The following is a 15,805-nucleotide window of genomic DNA, read 5'->3' as shown; positions in this document are numbered from 1 at the left end:
TAATCTTTTTATTCAGCAGGCTTTACTCGATTGAAAGCTTTCCGTAAAGCTCTTTCTTAGCATCTTCCGCTGTTGCAAAAGGCCCGGGTATCACTTTTGCCCTGCGATGTTCTCCGAGATAATCACTGTCAAATATGATCGGTGTTCCATCGGGATTTTCAAACTTTTGCGAAGGTTCAAACGCTTCACCTAAAGTTTCTGTTGATATCATGTCTACCTTAAAGCCCTTAAGAACATCATAGATATTGGTATCAAGGAAGTACTTTCCGTCCTTTTCAATAACATCCACATGAACATTTCCGGAGTTATCGGTAAATGCATTCTTTTCTTTTTTATAACCGGTAGCACCCTCAAAATAAGCATTTCCGTCAATCCATACAGGTAAGTGACCAAAATGAGCGGATTCATGCTTTCTCATATTGGGATACTCTTCTTCCATATCAAACTGCGGGATCCACTCATCGAAAGTCGGATACTCATCAAAACAATATGTTCCGACCTTTCTGTTTTCTGTATACTTATCCTCAGGCCTTGAATCGTTTCCTACAACCCAGTCTTCCGAAGGCCATTTCTGTATGAAGATATTATTATAGAAGCGGTCGTCTCCGTGAAGAATGGTCATGAAGCCCATAACTTCCGTTCTATGAGGCATATGATATGGAGTATATCTCCATGTTGTTCCGTCTCCCACAAAGGTAAAAGAACCTGCACAAAGATTATGCACCATCGCAACGCCTTGAGTGGCAATTCGAAGTGATACATCGGATAAAAGAATATTGTTATCTATAAGCGTCGGTCCATGGCTTACTTCTACAAATATATCCTGACATGTCATTCCGCCCTCAAGTTGTGTAGCAAATGAAGGACGCTCATTATCATGTAAAAGATTCTGCGTAATTCTTGTACCCTGTGCTTCCCAGTCACACCAGATTCCCATTGTGCAGTGATGAATATGATTTCTTCTCATTGTAACATCGATGGCTGCATGCATCTTAATGCCGGCAATCTCTGCTCCGCCAAGCTCCATCATGTTGTTGATATGATGAATGTGATTATCTTCAATGGTACTGAAAACACCACCCATACGACCGATAATACCGCCCTGCTCACAGTGATGAATGTTGTTTCTCCTGATAATATGTCCGCCTATCTTTCCTTTGATCCAACCATAGAATTGACCACGGCAAACAGAATCTCTCTCCATCTGAGTGGGACTCTTTACATGCTTGGTTGTATAGAAATTGCTGTTTTCAGGATCATAATAGCGTCCAAGACAGATTCCGGCGCATTTACTTCCCCATATCTCACAATCTTCAATAATCCAGCCTCTGCTCCAATGAGGGCTGATCATACCGTCCTGATATGCTGCGGGCGGTGCCCATGTTGTTGCGGCCTTATTGATATTAAAGCCGCTAACGGTGATATATCCGATTCTTTCTTTGCTTGGCATAAAGCATTCACGTCTGACCGTGATCTCAACATTTTCTTTGTTGGGATCTGCGCCGCCGAAATTAGCATAGAAAAAGGTTTCATCGGTATTGGAATCCTGCTCTGCATACCATTTTCTCTTTGAGTTCTCTGGATCCCATGAGCATTCATATACTTTGGCTTCAAGACATTCATCGATACTCAAAGCTTCATAAAGTGCTTCATCATTTAACCAAACACAACCTGTGTGTTTATTCGGAGTAGCGAAATACCAATCTCCATAAACAAGCGTAGTATATGGATTATATTCTCCAAAGATGCTGTTCTTAACTTTGGCTACCCAAACATCACCCTTACATTTGGTCCAATCCGTCAACTTTTCCGCTCCTGTGATAATTGCACCGAGCGGCTCACTGCTCTTATAAACTATGCGCTCCTCTTCCGTTCCCGCGTTTATTGGATTGACATATTCTCTGTATACTCCGGGAGCAACAAGTATCTCATCCCCCGGTTTAGCAATCTTGGCAGCTTCATTAATTCTTTTAAACGGAAGATTCTTGCTGCCGTTTCCATCGTGTAAAGCATTTACATCTACATAAATAACCATAAGAAAGCCCCTCTTTCTGTTATTAACCCTTAACAGCGCCTGCCATCATACCTTTTACAAGTTTATCCTGGAAAATGATAAACAATACGATCATAGGAAGTACTGATAAAGTAAGAACCGCCATATTGATAGGAATATTAAGTGAGTGTTCTCCCTTAAACTGTCCAAGCGCAAGAGGAAGTGTCTTTTTCTCAGGGCTAAGAATAAGAGTATTTGCAAAAGCAAATTCATTCCACATTCCAACGCCATTATAGATAGCAAGGGTTGAAAGACCTGATTTGGACAGAGGTAAGATCATAAGGAAAAAGTTCTTATACTTATTACATCCGTCAATTTCAGCAGACTCTTCTATCTCCTTTGGAATAGTCTTCATAAATGCTGTCAGGATGAAGACAGACATAGGAAGAGCAAATGCAACATAGGGTCCTATAAGTGACTTAAGAGTGTCATTAAAACCGATCATTGTTGTCATCTTAAAAATAGGTATAAGAGTTACATGCATCGGTACTGACATCATTGCAACGATTGCTGCATATATAAATGGATTTAATTTAAACTTCATTCTGGCAAGTGGATAAGCAGCAAATGAAGAAATAATAAGCATAAGCACAAGGGATATAGACACAACAATGACACTTCTAAAGAAATATCCAAAGAAGTCGTGTGTCACAACCGTTACATAGTTCTCTGTAAACCATGGATCCGGTAAATGGAATACACCCTGCTGCAGCATATCAAACTGCTTACGGAATGAGTTCATTATCATAAAGAAGAACGGAGTAAGCGTCAGCACTAACTGAACACAAGCAAAAATAATTGCTATGGTCCAAGCTATTATTGATTTTATTTTTGACTTACGATAATCCGTTTCTTTCGTATTGTCTTTTGCCATATCAATAGTCCTCCTTAACCTTAAATAGCTTGTTAAAGATCAGGGCTATAGCAGTGATTAGAATAAACATTCCGGCTGCCACCGTAGATCCGTAACCCATGTTGAACTGCTGGAACGAAAGCTTATACATATAAGTAGCCATAAGCTCTGTAGATCCTGCAGGGCCACCCTGAGTCATGTTCCAGATCATATCAAAGTATTTAAGTGAACCTATAAGAGACATTGTGCATGCCGTCTTAAATATAGGTCCAAGGAGAGGTATCGCAATATGCTTGATATATTGCCATCTTGTAGCGCCATCGATGATAGCTGCCTCATAGACAGAAGTATCGATATTGCCGTAACCTGCAATAAAATAAACCATGTAAAAAGGTGTGAACTGCCAAGCCATAACACCAATAACCGTATAAAGAGCTTGTGGCGAAGTTCCCAAAAGATCAACTGTAGCTCTCTTACCCTGTATGATTGTGGCGAGTGATGATACAATACCACCGTTAGTTGCAAGGGCATATACAAAAAGGAATGCGATAGCAACTGAACTCATAAGATAAGGAAGGAACCATATTATTTTGAAAATATTAAACTTCTTTCCACCTGCATCAAGGAACGTAGCAAGTAACATTCCAAGAGGTATCTGCAAAAGGATAGAAAATACCATCACTATTAAGTTGTGTTTAAAGGATTCCCAGAACATTGCATCATGAATAAGTGCACGCCAGTTGTCCATTCCTATAAATATTCTGTCTGCTGAAATACCGTTCCACTTATATTCACTGATAACAAAAGTATCAATAACGGGATATACAATAAAAATTGCAATTAGTAAAAGCGCCGGTATCAGAAACACCGTTGCCGCTCTGGCAGTACTTCTCGCTTTAGCCCGAGCTAGGCTGACATTATTATCTTTTTTCACGTTATCTCCTTCCCGCCGCGATTATTCAAAAGCTGCCCGCAGGAGTTTAATCTCTGCAGGCAGCCAATTCATCTTATCAGCCGCAGCGTATATGCGGATTACTGAATACTATTCGCATACATAAATATGCTATAAATCTTTATTATTTCTCAGCAAGAGCTTTCTTCATTGCCTCATCCTGCTCCTGACCGATCTGCTCTGGTGTCTTTTCAAGACCAAAGAGCTCTGTCATGCAGTCCTTATGAACTTCTGTAACTGATGCAGGAAGGTACTGATCATACCAAAGCTGAACGTTAGAAGCCTTGAAGAACTCATCGATGATATATTTGTTGTTAGGATCTTCGATATTCTCGTTGAAGCCCTTGATTGAAGGAATAGTTCCTGTTGAGAACTGAGCCTCGTTGTATGTATCATCGTTGAAGTACTGTGTAGCAAGAACATAGCAAGCATCAAGCATATCCTGATCTACAGAACCATCTTCCTTGAAGCAGTTGAATGTCAAGCCCATTCCGATAGCTGTTCCGATCTCAACATCCTGAGGAACACCCTTAGCCTTAGCTTCTGAATCCTCGGGGAAACGGAATACGCCGATATTCTCGTTGTACCACTCTTCGTTATCCTGCTTAATGCCGGAAACCTGCCATGAGCCATGAAGCATCATTGCTGCGGATCCGTCATAAAGGAGTGCTCTATCCTGGTTATCATCAGCTGTAAGAGAGTTAACACCATCGGGGAAATATCCCTTCTTTACCCAATCCTGGATCTTCTCTCCAGCAAAGATGAATGCAGGGCTTGTGAATGAACCACCGTTCTCCTGTGTGTATGCTGCATCAAATTCAGCATTTCCGGAATGACGAGCAACAAGGTACATATAGTACATTGATCCTGTCCACTTTGAAGCATTTGCAAGTGAAAAAGGAATGATGTTGTTTTCTTTTAATTTCTCACAAACTGCCTCAAGTTCATCTAATGTCTTAGGAACTTCAAGACCAAGATCTTTGAATATTGTCTTGTTATAGAAAATATCACAGCCTGTAAGTCCGCTGAAAGGAATAGCAAGCATCTTGCCATCATATGTTGACTGAGCTACTGCTGCATCAACAAACTCAGGATGATCATACTTTGCATACATATCTGTGATGTCGTTGGCAAATCCTGACTTATAATACTCAGCCATAGGGCCGCCACCCCAGTGACAATAGATGTTAGGACACTGACCTGAACTCATAGCAACAACGAGCTGCTGCTTGTAAGTATCATTCTGCTGGTGTGTCTGCTTAACTGTGATGTTAGGATAATCAGCCATGAATCTCTGAACTGCGCCTTCAACGTTAGTCTTTCCGGGATCCTCTGTTGAAATATCCCAAAGTGTGATCTCCATAGGCTCAGTTGTAAGCGTAGGAAGATTCTTTCCGTCCGTCTGCTTTCCTGCTGAATCTGAAGCCTGTGCCGCGTCACCTGAAGCTGCAGGTGCGTTAGCATCAGAACCGCCCGCTGCGGGTGCTGATGAACTACTGCCACAACCTGCCAGTGTTGTTACAGTTAAGACTGTAGCTAAAATACTAGCCAATACCTTTTTATTCATACACTGTCCTCCTTTGTATGGATCGGATATTTTAGCGTCGTAAAACATCCATATTTTGAAACATAAATGTTTCCTACTTAGGACTTACTATAAATGAACAGGATATTTATTGCTTATAAAAAGTTGCTATATAATATACCAAAATTGCTATTTTATCAGTGCGATTTTTTGTGATAAATAAATTTTTGTGATTTTTACTATACAATATGTCGCTTTTTTGGGCATTATTTTATTTTGTATATGTTATAATTACTATTAGTTAAAGATAAATCTAAAATACTTTATGATTAACCACTATTTTTAAAGCAATTTTATACTTATATCTAAAATAAAAAAATTGCTTATTATAAAAAAGGAGTTTTGGGGGATGAAAAGCAGGATCGCCAGTGCTAAAGAAACCGTACAACACAAGATAAACACAAGCCTTCGAATGTATATCAACAAAATGCATTCGGATTATCCGCCGCACTGGCATACTGATATAGAGATAATCTGGCCCAAGGAAGCTCCGTACAAGATAATCTGCGAAAGTAAAACATATGACGTTGAAGTTGGCGACATTTTGCTTATCTGCCCTTCCGTTCTGCATGAGATCTTTTCGCTGTCTCCGGGTTCACGAATATATATCCAAGCCGATTTTTCGAGATTTACAGCCTTAAAAGAAATTGATAAGGCTTTTCGGCTTATGTCTCCCGCTCTTCATATCAAGAAAAAAACATGTCCAAGGGATATCTATGACCAGCTATGTGAATGGCTGATCAAGATAATGAACATAAACTTCGGGTCGGATCCTTCCCTCGACATGCATTACGACGATTATGACGAAAGCCTTATGGCTTATACCGAGCTTGCGCCATATGGTGAGCTTGAGATTTATTCCATTCTTATGCAGTTTATCGCGCTTTGCGGAAAAAATATAAATCTTATCAAAGATTCTGATTCGATCGCCACTTCTTCCGCTTTTAAGAATAGTATATCTCTTAGCAATGTATGTACTTATCTTTCGGAAAATTTTACAGAGGATATTTCTCTTGAGAGTGTTGCTGCCTTTGCGGGCTTCAGCAAATATCATTTTGAAAGAATATTTACGGAATATACAGGTATGACCTTTTATCAATACCTACAGAAAATGCGCATAAATTATGCGCAAACGCTTTTGTCAAACCCGGAACTGTCGATCACTGACATTTCCTATCAGGCAGGCTTTGCGAGCAGTACAGCGTTTACGCGTGCATTTAAGAAAACAACCGGCTATCCGCCGTCACAGTTTAGAATGCTAAATGAGGAGCAACACCCGCTTAGTGTGAACCGTCATTTTGCTAATTTCAGACCTGAAAACCCCAAAGACCGAGTTTTGAAATGATCAGTTCTCTGACTATCATTCCGAGTTTTTCTTTGTCCTCGGTAGAGATTTTAGCAATCTCTTCTATTTTGTAGATTTTTTCTTTGAATCCTTTATCTTTTTTATCGGGATTCTTATATATTGAGGTGCGAACTCTGCACCTTAATTGCTTTAAAACCTTATAATCGTACGTCTCTCTTGTAAGATAATAGATATGACTTTCAAGCGTGTTAGAAAGATCGATATCATCTTTTATATACTTGGTTATAACAGTCTTAAACTTAAAAGGAACAAGTTCGTTCTGCAATAGTTCATTGTAATTATAGCGGGCTCCGAAGTAGTATCTTTCGATATCCTGCATATAATATTTGAAATCATCTTCATTTATTATATTGTTCATTTCTTTTTCTTTTCTGCTCCGCTATCAAGATCTTCGATATTATCAGCGCTAAATTCAATGGCCGTTCTGATCTTTTCTTCATCCCAGCCCGTTTCATCCATAAGCTCTTTTACAGTAACCTTTCTGCGAAGATCGTCGGCAAGTTCCTTGGCTTTATCGGCAACCTCCTGAACAAGCTTAAGAACCTTCTGTGCACCTGCATCTTCCGCAAGGTTGGCTTCAATGATGTTTTCCATTGCATCAAGCATGAGATTATAAAGAAATCCTTCTACTTCCGAAGGCTCTCCCACAGCATCAAGCATGGTCACACCTTTGGTAAGAGCAACATTTCCTTCTCCGATAAGGTCCTCGATAAATACGCCCTGATCCGCATACATCTTGGCTACATCAACGACAAGAGGAAGATATATCTCTATAAGCTTGTTCTGAGCATCCTTATCTCCGGCAAGTGCAGCAATTGTCGTAGCTTCTTTTTCACCGTCGGAAACCTTAGGAAGAGCTTCAAGACTCTCAAGATAATCATTCAGATAATTGGATTCGTCTTCGGTAAGGTCTTCCTCGGAAAATACAGCTTCTTCATCGACTCCGATCTTATGATTCTTAAGATAATCAAGCACCATTGTAAGCTGCTTATCATCAAGGTCAAGTTCGGAAAAAGCCTCTATTACTTCAGCTTTTGATATTGTATTTCTGTTTTCGCGGGCTGTTCTTGTAACACTCTTAAGTATCTCCGCAAATTCTTTTTCCTTATTATCTATGTTTCCCATCATGTCTCCTTATCGACATTATTTAACATGCTCATGTGTAAAAAGATGATCCTGGCAATATTCGTAGTTGCCGTTACACTTGGAGCAAAATCTGAACTCGAGATTCGGATCGTCCTCTTCCGTTCTGCCGCAGACCGCGCATTTATGCCTTGTTATCCCTTTGGGTCTCATCTGAGTATTTCTCTTAAACTCTGTTCTTCTCTTTACTTCCTTGGGACGCATATGATTGAGCTTACCAAGGCTTAAGTAAAAGAGCAAAAGATTGATCGCCTGCGAAAGAATCGCGAAGAACAGGAAATAATTAGAGCCCTTAACAGCCATGAAACTGTTGTAAGCAAGTACCAGTCCGTAAAAGATTCCAAGCCACTTTACCTTAAGAGGAATAAACAGCATAAAAAGAACTTGCATATCCGGATAACAAATGGCAAATGACAAAAATACCATCATCTGGATGTAATATGTACTGAATGCAGGTGAATAAAGATTCATTATCGCGGCGAGCTGCTCCGAATTAAGCCTGAACACTTTGCTGTAAACAAGCAGTGTCGCAAAAGAAGCTACTACCATAAGGAGCATTCCGGTAAAGATAAAGAGATTATATCTAAAGCTTCCCAGAGTCCTCTCCATAGTCGTTCCGACAAAATAATAGAACAACAAAGTAATGATGATCAAAAGATCAAAGCTTCTCGGCGGAATAAGTACCCATGTGACAAGTCTCCATATCTGTCCTTTCAAGACAAGATACGGATCAAGAGATAAAAATCTCGTGATGTTCGCACTTACGGGTGCAAACTGAAGTATGTAGCCTACAATATAAAGTCCGATTATATATTTGGTAAGGTTAACTATTGCGTACCTTCCGATTTTTCTTTCCATCTTATCTATTAAATTATTCATAAATATCCTCGATTCCTAAACTAAGCTGATCATTTGATTTTATCATCGCCCGAAGTTATTGTAAACATGGCATTCTTGTATGAGCCAAAGCCCTTTTTACACCTCTTTACTAATTTGATTTTTGAGTATCCGTGCATTATAATTATTAAGCTTGTCTACTTATTATATAAGTGAGGTTTTTTATGATTTCTAAGGATTACACATTAGGCATTGATATTGGCTCAACCACGGTCAAAGTTGCTCTTCTTGACTGCGAAAAAAATATTATTTTTTCCGATTATAAAAGACATTTTGCCAATATCCAGGAAACACTGGCAGAGCTTCTTGTCGAAGCAAAAGAAACTGCGGGAAATGTTACTCTTCATCCCGTGATCACAGGTTCCGGCGGACTTACACTCGCTAAACACCTTGAAGTTCCTTTTGTTCAGGAAGTTATTGCTGTTTCCACTTCGCTTAAAGAGCTTGCGCCCAAGACTGATGTAGCTATCGAGCTCGGCGGTGAAGATGCCAAGATCATATATTTCGAGGGTGGAAACGTTGAACAGCGTATGAATGGTATCTGTGCCGGCGGTACAGGTTCTTTTATCGACCAGATGGCATCTCTTTTGCAGACAGATGCTTCCGGTCTTAATGAATATGCCAAAGATTACCATTCTCTATATACTATCGCCGCAAGATGCGGTGTATTTGCCAAGTCTGACATTCAGCCTCTTATCAATGAAGGTGCTACCAAAGAAGACCTTTCGGCTTCTATTTTCCAGGCTGTTGTCAATCAGACTATCTCCGGACTTGCCTGTGGTAAGCCCATCAGAGGACACGTTGCATTTTTGGGTGGTCCCCTACATTTCCTTGACCAGTTAAAAGAAGCTTTTATCAGAACACTTAAACTTGATGAAGAACATACTATAAATACCGATAATTCGCATCTTTTTGCCGCTATCGGTTCTGCTCTTAATGCTAAAGAAGACACTTTCTATACAATGGATGATATGGTATCCAAGTTATCTCACAAGATCGTTATGGATGCCGAAGTTGCAAGACTTGATCCGTTATTTAATAACGAAGATGAGTATAAGTCATTCAGAAACCGCCAGGATCAGTACAAGGTTAAGACCAAAAAGCTTGATGATTATAAAGGAAATGCATTCCTTGGAATCGATGCAGGAAGCACAACGACAAAGTGTGCTCTTATCAGCGAAGACGGTGATCTTCTGTATTCGTTCTATTCAAGCAATAACGGAAGTCCGCTAAAGACTGCTATTTCTTCTATTCAGGAAATTTATAAGCTTAAGCCTGAAGATGTTCATATTACCAGAGCTTGCTCAACAGGTTACGGTGAAGCGCTTCTTAAGTCTGCGCTTTTACTTGATGACGGCGAAGTTGAAACAATCGCTCACTACAATGCTGCCGCTTTCTTTGACCCGGAAGTTGACTGTATCCTTGATATCGGCGGCCAGGACATGAAATGCATTCATATCAAGAATCAGTCCGTTGACTCGGTTCAGCTTAACGAAGCTTGTTCATCGGGATGCGGTTCATTTATCGAGACTTTTGCAAAATCACTCTCCTACAGTGTTCAGGATTTTGCCAAGGTTGCACTCTACGCCAAGTCTCCCGTTGACCTCGGAACAAGATGTACCGTATTTATGAATTCCAGAGTTAAACAGGCCCAAAAGGAAGGTGCCGATGTTGCCGATATTTCATCGGGTCTTGCTTATTCCGTAATTAAGAATGCACTGTTTAAGGTTATCAAAGTATCCGATGCCAAGGACCTCGGAAGCCATATCGTCGTTCAGGGCGGAACCTTCTATAATGACGCTGTGCTCAGAGCTTTTGAGATCATTTCCGGCGCTGAGGCCATTCGTCCCGATATCGCGGGAATCATGGGTGCTTTCGGTGCTGCTCTTATCGCAAGAGACAGATTTAATGAGGATAGAAGCTACAAGACAACTATGCTCTCTATCGATCAGATAAACAATCTTGAATACAAGACCAGCATGACAACATGTCAGGGATGCACCAACCACTGCAGACTTACCATCAATAAGTTCAAAGGTGGTCGTCAGCATATTTCAGGAAATAGATGTGAAAGAGGAATCGGTAAGGTCAAGAATGCCGACGGTATCCCTAATCTCTTTGAATACAAATATAAAAGAATGTTCAGATATGAGCCTCTTACTCCCGATAAGGCAAAAAGAGGTACGGTTGGTATACCCAGAGTTCTTAATTTCTATGAGAACTATCCTTTCTGGTTCACATTCTTTACAGAGCTTGGATACAGAGTTGTTCTTTCACCAAGATCGACTCATCAGATCTATGAACTTGGTATCGAATCAATTCCAAGTGAATCAGAATGCTACCCTGCCAAGCTCTCACACGGACATATCGAGTGGCTTATCAAGCAGAAGGTTGATTTCATCTTCTATCCCGGTCTTTTCTATGAAAGAGAAGAAGTTCCGGGTGCTACCAATCACTATAACTGTCCTATCGTCACTTCTTATTCCGAGAACATCAAGAATAACGTTGAGGCGATAACCGACGGCGAAGTTAAGCTTAGAAACCCCTTCATGGCTTTCACCAATCTTGAAGTAGCCACGAAGTCTCTTGTCAAAGAGTTTTCCGAGATCCCTGCAGAAGAAATTATAAAAGCTTCTAAGCTTGCATGGGATGAAATGGACAATATGAGAAAAGATATTGCTCATAAAGGCGAGGAAACTCTTCGTTGGATGAAAGAAAACAATAAGCACGGTATTGTTCTTGCAGGTCGTCCTTATCATATCGATCCCGAGATTAATCACGGTATCCCTGATATGATCTGTTCTTACGGTGTTGCGGTTCTAACAGAAGACAGTGTTTCACATTTGGGAACACCCGACAGACCACTTATCGTATCCGATCAGTGGATGTACCACTCAAGACTGTATGCTGCGGCTTCATTTGTAAGAACAAGAGAAGATCTGGATCTTATCCAGCTCAACTCCTTCGGATGCGGACTTGACGCCGTTACTACCGATCAGGTCAACGACATCCTTTCTGGTTCAGACAAGATCTATACCTGCCTTAAGATTGATGAAGTAAACAACCTCGGAAGTGCAAGAATCCGTGTTCGTTCACTTCTTGCCGCTATACGTGTAAGAAAACAAAAGAATAAAATCAGAGATATCAGATCAACGGCCAATAAGAGAGTTATTTTCACGGAAGAAATGAGAAACAGATACACTATTCTCTGCCCTCAGATGTCGCCTATACACTTTGATCTGTTAGAGCCGGCGTTCTCATCCTGCGGATATAACTTTGTTGTAATGCAAAATGATAACAGGCACGCGATCGATATGGGACTTAAGTACGTTAATAACGATGCCTGCTACCCTTCTCTTTGGGTTGTCGGTCAGATTATGGACGAGCTTATCAGCGGCAAATATGATCTTAATAAGGTTGCCGTAATCATGTCTCAGACAGGCGGTGGATGCAGAGCGACCAATTATATCGGATTTATAAGAAGAGCTCTTAAAAAAGCCGGTATGGAGCAGATTCCGGTAGTATCGCTTAATCTCTCCAAGCTCGAAGCCAATCCCGGCTTTAAGATTGATAAGAAGATGTTCGTAAAAGCCGCTTATGCAGCTATTTTCGGCGATATATTTATGAAGTGCGTATACAGAATGAGACCTTATGAACAGGTTCCCGGTTCTGTTGATGCCTGCCATCAGAAATGGCTAAAAGTGTGCGTTGATTTCTTAACAGCAAAACACAACAATGTCTTTAAGTTTGAAAAACTATGCAGACAGATTGTCGAAGACTTTGATAAGATACCGATCACGGATGAAGTTAAGCCAAGAGTCGGCGTAGTTGGCGAGATCCTTGTTAAATACGCTCCGGCTGCAAACAATCACCTCGTAGAGCTACTCGAAGCAGAAGGTGCCGAGGCTGTTGTTCCCGAGCTTATCGGATTTATGCTCTACTGCTTCTACAATCAGATCTATAAGGCAAAAGAGCTCGGAACAAGCCCTGTAACCGCAACATTTTGTAAGCTTGGTATTTGGATACTAGAAAGGCTTAGAAGCGGTGCAACCAATGCTTACAAAAAGAGTGTTCACTTCACTCCGCCCGAGCCTATATACAAACTGGTTGATTATGCCGCTCCTATTGTAGATATCGGTAATCAGACCGGTGAAGGATGGTTCCTTACAGGAGAAATGGTTGAGCTCATCAAGGAAGGTGCTTCAAACATCGTATGTACACAGCCTTTCGGATGCCTTCCCAACCACGTTGTAGGCAAAGGCGTTATAAAGAAGATGCGTCACATGTACCCCGGTTGCAATATCGTGGCAATTGACTACGATCCCGGAGCATCCGAGGTAAATCAGCTTAATCGTATCAAGCTTATGCTTTCAACCGCGCAGAAGAAAGTTGATGATAACAGAAAACTTAGTTAGTATTATCTTTAATTATTAAAAGCCCTATATATGCTTTCTTTCATTTTTATATTGAAACTAAGCATTTACAGGGCTTTATTATTTTTAGTTATTCTGATTTTTGAATTCCGGAATAATAGTTCCACCATCTACGCCTTTTACCACAAATGGTGTTCCATCCTCAAAAGGAACCGATTCTGCAAAAGAATATAGATCTCCATGAATTTTAGCTGCTTTAATTCCATCAACTTCCCTGACAACTCCACTTTCTCCAATCAATCCTTCGATTCCCGTCTTTATTATCGTTTTGGCAAACCATTTATCCATAATTTTATTTCCCCTCAATTGATTTTATCAAATTATATGTGCTAAGGTTGCTTTTTTCTTTTGTCGCCACATAAATAAGTGGCACTTCTTTAATTGATGTACTAAAGATTTCACCCTCATAGTTTTCAACATAATCACTTATTGTCGAAATAATATCCGCTTCAATAGTGGAAGTATAGTATTCATCTTTAATTGTTACTGCAACATATGAAGCATTACGAACAAAAAACACATCAAAATCAAAAGACGCTATTTGATAATCCTTTGGAAGTGAGAGGCAAGAAAGACTATCTATTTTTTCACCACTTTTAATCGTTTCAATCAACTGCTTTTCTTTTCTGGAAACAGTAACAATCTTACTTGAAGTGTTGCTTTCACTTTTTATTCCCAGATGGGTAATAGGATGACCTATTTTATTGCTTAATTCTTTTATTCTCTCATACCAATCTATCCAATCACCGGTTTTCTTTGGCGTTCCCCATAAAACTATGGTTATACTCTGTAGGCTCATTCCAATCACCTGTTTTCACAACCCTACTTTTTGCTTTATTTACTTAATTTCTCATGAATAAAATTATTGATAGATTCTCTTTCTATTTCATCATTATCATGCTTAGAATGATGCGCCATCAGATAATCTTTGATATCATTCATAATTTGATTTGGCCCATACGCTTTAATAAATGAATTATTAAATTCATCTATCGTATCTTCATCTACAGCTTCAATTGTTTCAGGAAGATAATCTGCTTTTTCATATGTATACGCTTCATAAGATATACATGCCAATGCATCAGCTATGCACATAAGTACACTTTCTTTGTAGTCGTCTTTTTCCATCTGCAAGTATGATAATATATCGTTTTCATCTATGTTTTCTAAGAATGAATATAGTTCATCGGCAGATACATTCTTTTTTGATATCCATTCCCATGACTTCTCTATTGCGTTCTTTGCAATATCGTATGCATCCGAATCTTTTATTTTATCTACGATTAACTCAATTAAACTAAGAAAATATAATACTTTGCCGTTTTCACTAATCTCATTCATCCATTCCATTTTGTTATCTTTACTCCTATTTTTCTATATAAGCTCCGTTCTTTACTGTGAAATTAAGCCTTCCGTTAGCTTTGACACCATCAACACTCTCCGATGTCACTTCAATAGTAAGATTAGGATATTTCTCACTTAACTGTTTTATAACACCCGCAGGTTTATTAGGATTACCTAATCCACTCAAGCAAGTAGGACAAACACCTTTAGGATTAGACTGATGAATCTTTAATGTCCCCACGACTTCCTCGGGTTTTAGTCTTGCATTCTCTACTGCGTCTACAAATTCATTTGCAACTCCTTCTTCGGCATGTCTTGTTGTACTTGCAATTTTACCTGGCGAAACAATTTTTCTATTTGGATACACATCATCCAAATCTCCTATTCCAGCTTGTTGTCTCACTTTAGGAGATGCCCCTTCAAATGTAATATTTTCCAATCCTTTTACATTTGTTTTTCCAACAGCTATCGTGTTAGTCTCAGGTACCCCTAATTTCTTTCGTAGTAAATCAAGGTCATCTTTTCCTATATCAATTGCTTCATCAGCAATTTTAGTCGCATCACTTGCTTCTTCCGCCACATTGCCGGCCTTCTTGATAACAACAGGATCCACAGCATATTTTGCCTTGCATATATCCACTAGTTCGTTAAGCTGTGAGAATGCCAAATTGTTCATGGCGTTCAGTAAGACATTAGACCCTAAAGCCGCCCAATCGGAACCGGATAAATTGCCATCTTCAATAAGTTCATTATACACGCTCGTGGTATCTAGCATCAGGTCTTGCGCGTTTTCTGCAATCTGAACAGCTGCAAACTTACTTATCTCCAGACCTTCCGCTGCCGCTGAAAACAATCCTTCAGTAGCAAAATACATTATCGCCTTAAACGTAGTATCGCCTGCCATGAATGCATCAGGATGCTGTGTCCTCGCATTTTGCTTAGCAAGCTTCAGATCAGCTTCCTGCTGACTGATACTATTCTGCATCTGTTCTCTTAAATTCCTTACGTCAGATGACAGATCTGTACCAAATGTGTTATCTACCATTGTCGCGCCTATCTCACCAAATCCACCGACGATGATATCTTCCACTATGTTTTGTGGCACTGTCGCAATATTTCCTATCAAACTCATAAAGCCTTGACAATACGATGCAACTCCTGAGCATTTATTCATAAGTG

At 39.9% G+C, this 15,805-nt stretch carries 13 protein-coding genes; 2 read left to right on the top strand and 11 right to left on the bottom strand.

Features of this window, described 5'->3' with window-relative positions; translation table 11 throughout:
* Positions 1 to 22: 22 nt before the first annotated feature.
* The 4 genes from BM377_RS08885 to BM377_RS08870 all read right to left on the bottom strand — a co-directional run bounded on the left by BM377_RS08885 (position 23) and on the right by BM377_RS08870 (position 5,425).
* On the bottom strand, positions 23 to 2,035 hold the full coding sequence (locus BM377_RS08885) for a right-handed parallel beta-helix repeat-containing protein (RefSeq protein WP_092246922.1): 2,013 nt from the start codon (positions 2,033 to 2,035) through the stop codon (positions 23 to 25).
* A 22-nt stretch (positions 2,036 to 2,057) separates the two neighbouring features.
* Positions 2,058 to 2,927, bottom strand: coding sequence for a carbohydrate ABC transporter permease (locus tag BM377_RS08880; protein ID WP_092246919.1), 870 nt, complete (start codon positions 2,925 to 2,927; stop codon positions 2,058 to 2,060).
* A 1-nt stretch (position 2,928) separates the two neighbouring features.
* A complete protein-coding gene (locus tag BM377_RS08875) occupies positions 2,929 to 3,840 on the bottom strand; it encodes a carbohydrate ABC transporter permease (RefSeq protein ID WP_092246916.1) in 912 nt (303 codons plus the stop codon).
* 142 nt (positions 3,841 to 3,982) lie between these two features.
* Positions 3,983 to 5,425 carry an extracellular solute-binding protein gene (locus BM377_RS08870; protein WP_177223841.1) on the bottom strand — a complete coding sequence of 481 codons (1,443 nt, stop codon included), beginning with the start codon at positions 5,423 to 5,425 and terminating at the stop codon, positions 3,983 to 3,985.
* A gap of 367 nt (positions 5,426 to 5,792) precedes the next feature.
* Here BM377_RS08870 and BM377_RS08865 point away from each other — a divergent pair, with 367 nt between their 5' ends.
* A complete protein-coding gene (locus tag BM377_RS08865; protein ID WP_092246909.1) occupies positions 5,793 to 6,788 on the top strand; it encodes an AraC family transcriptional regulator in 996 nt (331 codons plus the stop codon).
* On the opposite strand, the gene BM377_RS08860 is transcribed toward BM377_RS08865, so the two are convergent.
* Genes BM377_RS08860 through BM377_RS08850 form a run of 3 tightly spaced genes read right to left on the bottom strand, consistent with a single transcriptional unit; the run spans position 6,751 to position 8,831 of the window.
* Positions 6,751 to 7,167: a hypothetical protein gene (locus BM377_RS08860; RefSeq protein ID WP_092246906.1), complete on the bottom strand. Its 417-nt coding sequence runs from the start codon at positions 7,165 to 7,167 to the stop codon at positions 6,751 to 6,753. The two genes, BM377_RS08865 and BM377_RS08860, sit on opposite strands and share 38 nt — an antisense overlap.
* Positions 7,164 to 7,934, bottom strand: coding sequence for a hypothetical protein (locus BM377_RS08855; RefSeq protein ID WP_092246903.1), 771 nt, complete (start codon positions 7,932 to 7,934; stop codon positions 7,164 to 7,166). The genes BM377_RS08860 and BM377_RS08855 overlap by 4 nt, the downstream gene beginning before the upstream one ends.
* A gap of 18 nt (positions 7,935 to 7,952) precedes the next feature.
* Positions 7,953 to 8,831, bottom strand: coding sequence for a cation-translocating P-type ATPase (locus tag BM377_RS08850; RefSeq protein ID WP_092246899.1), 879 nt, complete (start codon positions 8,829 to 8,831; stop codon positions 7,953 to 7,955).
* Positions 8,832 to 9,013: 182 nt separating this feature from the next.
* Between BM377_RS08850 and BM377_RS08845 the strand changes: the two genes are divergently transcribed.
* A complete protein-coding gene (locus BM377_RS08845) occupies positions 9,014 to 13,264 on the top strand; it encodes a 2-hydroxyacyl-CoA dehydratase (RefSeq protein ID WP_092246895.1) in 4,251 nt (1,416 codons plus the stop codon).
* A gap of 84 nt (positions 13,265 to 13,348) precedes the next feature.
* Here the strand turns inward: BM377_RS08845 and BM377_RS08840 are convergent, their stop codons facing one another.
* From BM377_RS08840 to BM377_RS16415, 4 genes are all read right to left on the bottom strand, one after another.
* Positions 13,349 to 13,570, bottom strand: a complete 222-nt coding sequence (locus tag BM377_RS08840) for an NfeD family protein (protein WP_092246891.1) — start codon at positions 13,568 to 13,570, stop codon at positions 13,349 to 13,351.
* A 4-nt stretch (positions 13,571 to 13,574) separates the two neighbouring features.
* Entirely contained in the window at positions 13,575 to 14,081 is a 507-nt protein-coding gene (locus tag BM377_RS08835) for a hypothetical protein (RefSeq protein ID WP_092246888.1), read from the bottom strand.
* 35 nt (positions 14,082 to 14,116) lie between these two features.
* On the bottom strand, positions 14,117 to 14,632 hold the full coding sequence (locus BM377_RS08830) for an Imm6 family immunity protein (RefSeq protein ID WP_092246885.1): 516 nt from the start codon (positions 14,630 to 14,632) through the stop codon (positions 14,117 to 14,119).
* A gap of 16 nt (positions 14,633 to 14,648) precedes the next feature.
* Positions 14,649 to 15,805, bottom strand: a 1,157-nt coding sequence (locus BM377_RS16415; protein ID WP_330392965.1) for a hypothetical protein, incomplete at its 5' end; no start/stop codon positions are given.

Source organism: Butyrivibrio sp. INlla21 (assembly GCF_900116875.1).
Lineage (GTDB): Bacteria > Bacillota > Clostridia > Lachnospirales > Lachnospiraceae > Butyrivibrio.
The sequence above is the reverse complement of the archived record's forward strand: the minus strand, read 5'-3'. Positions and strand labels throughout refer to the sequence as shown.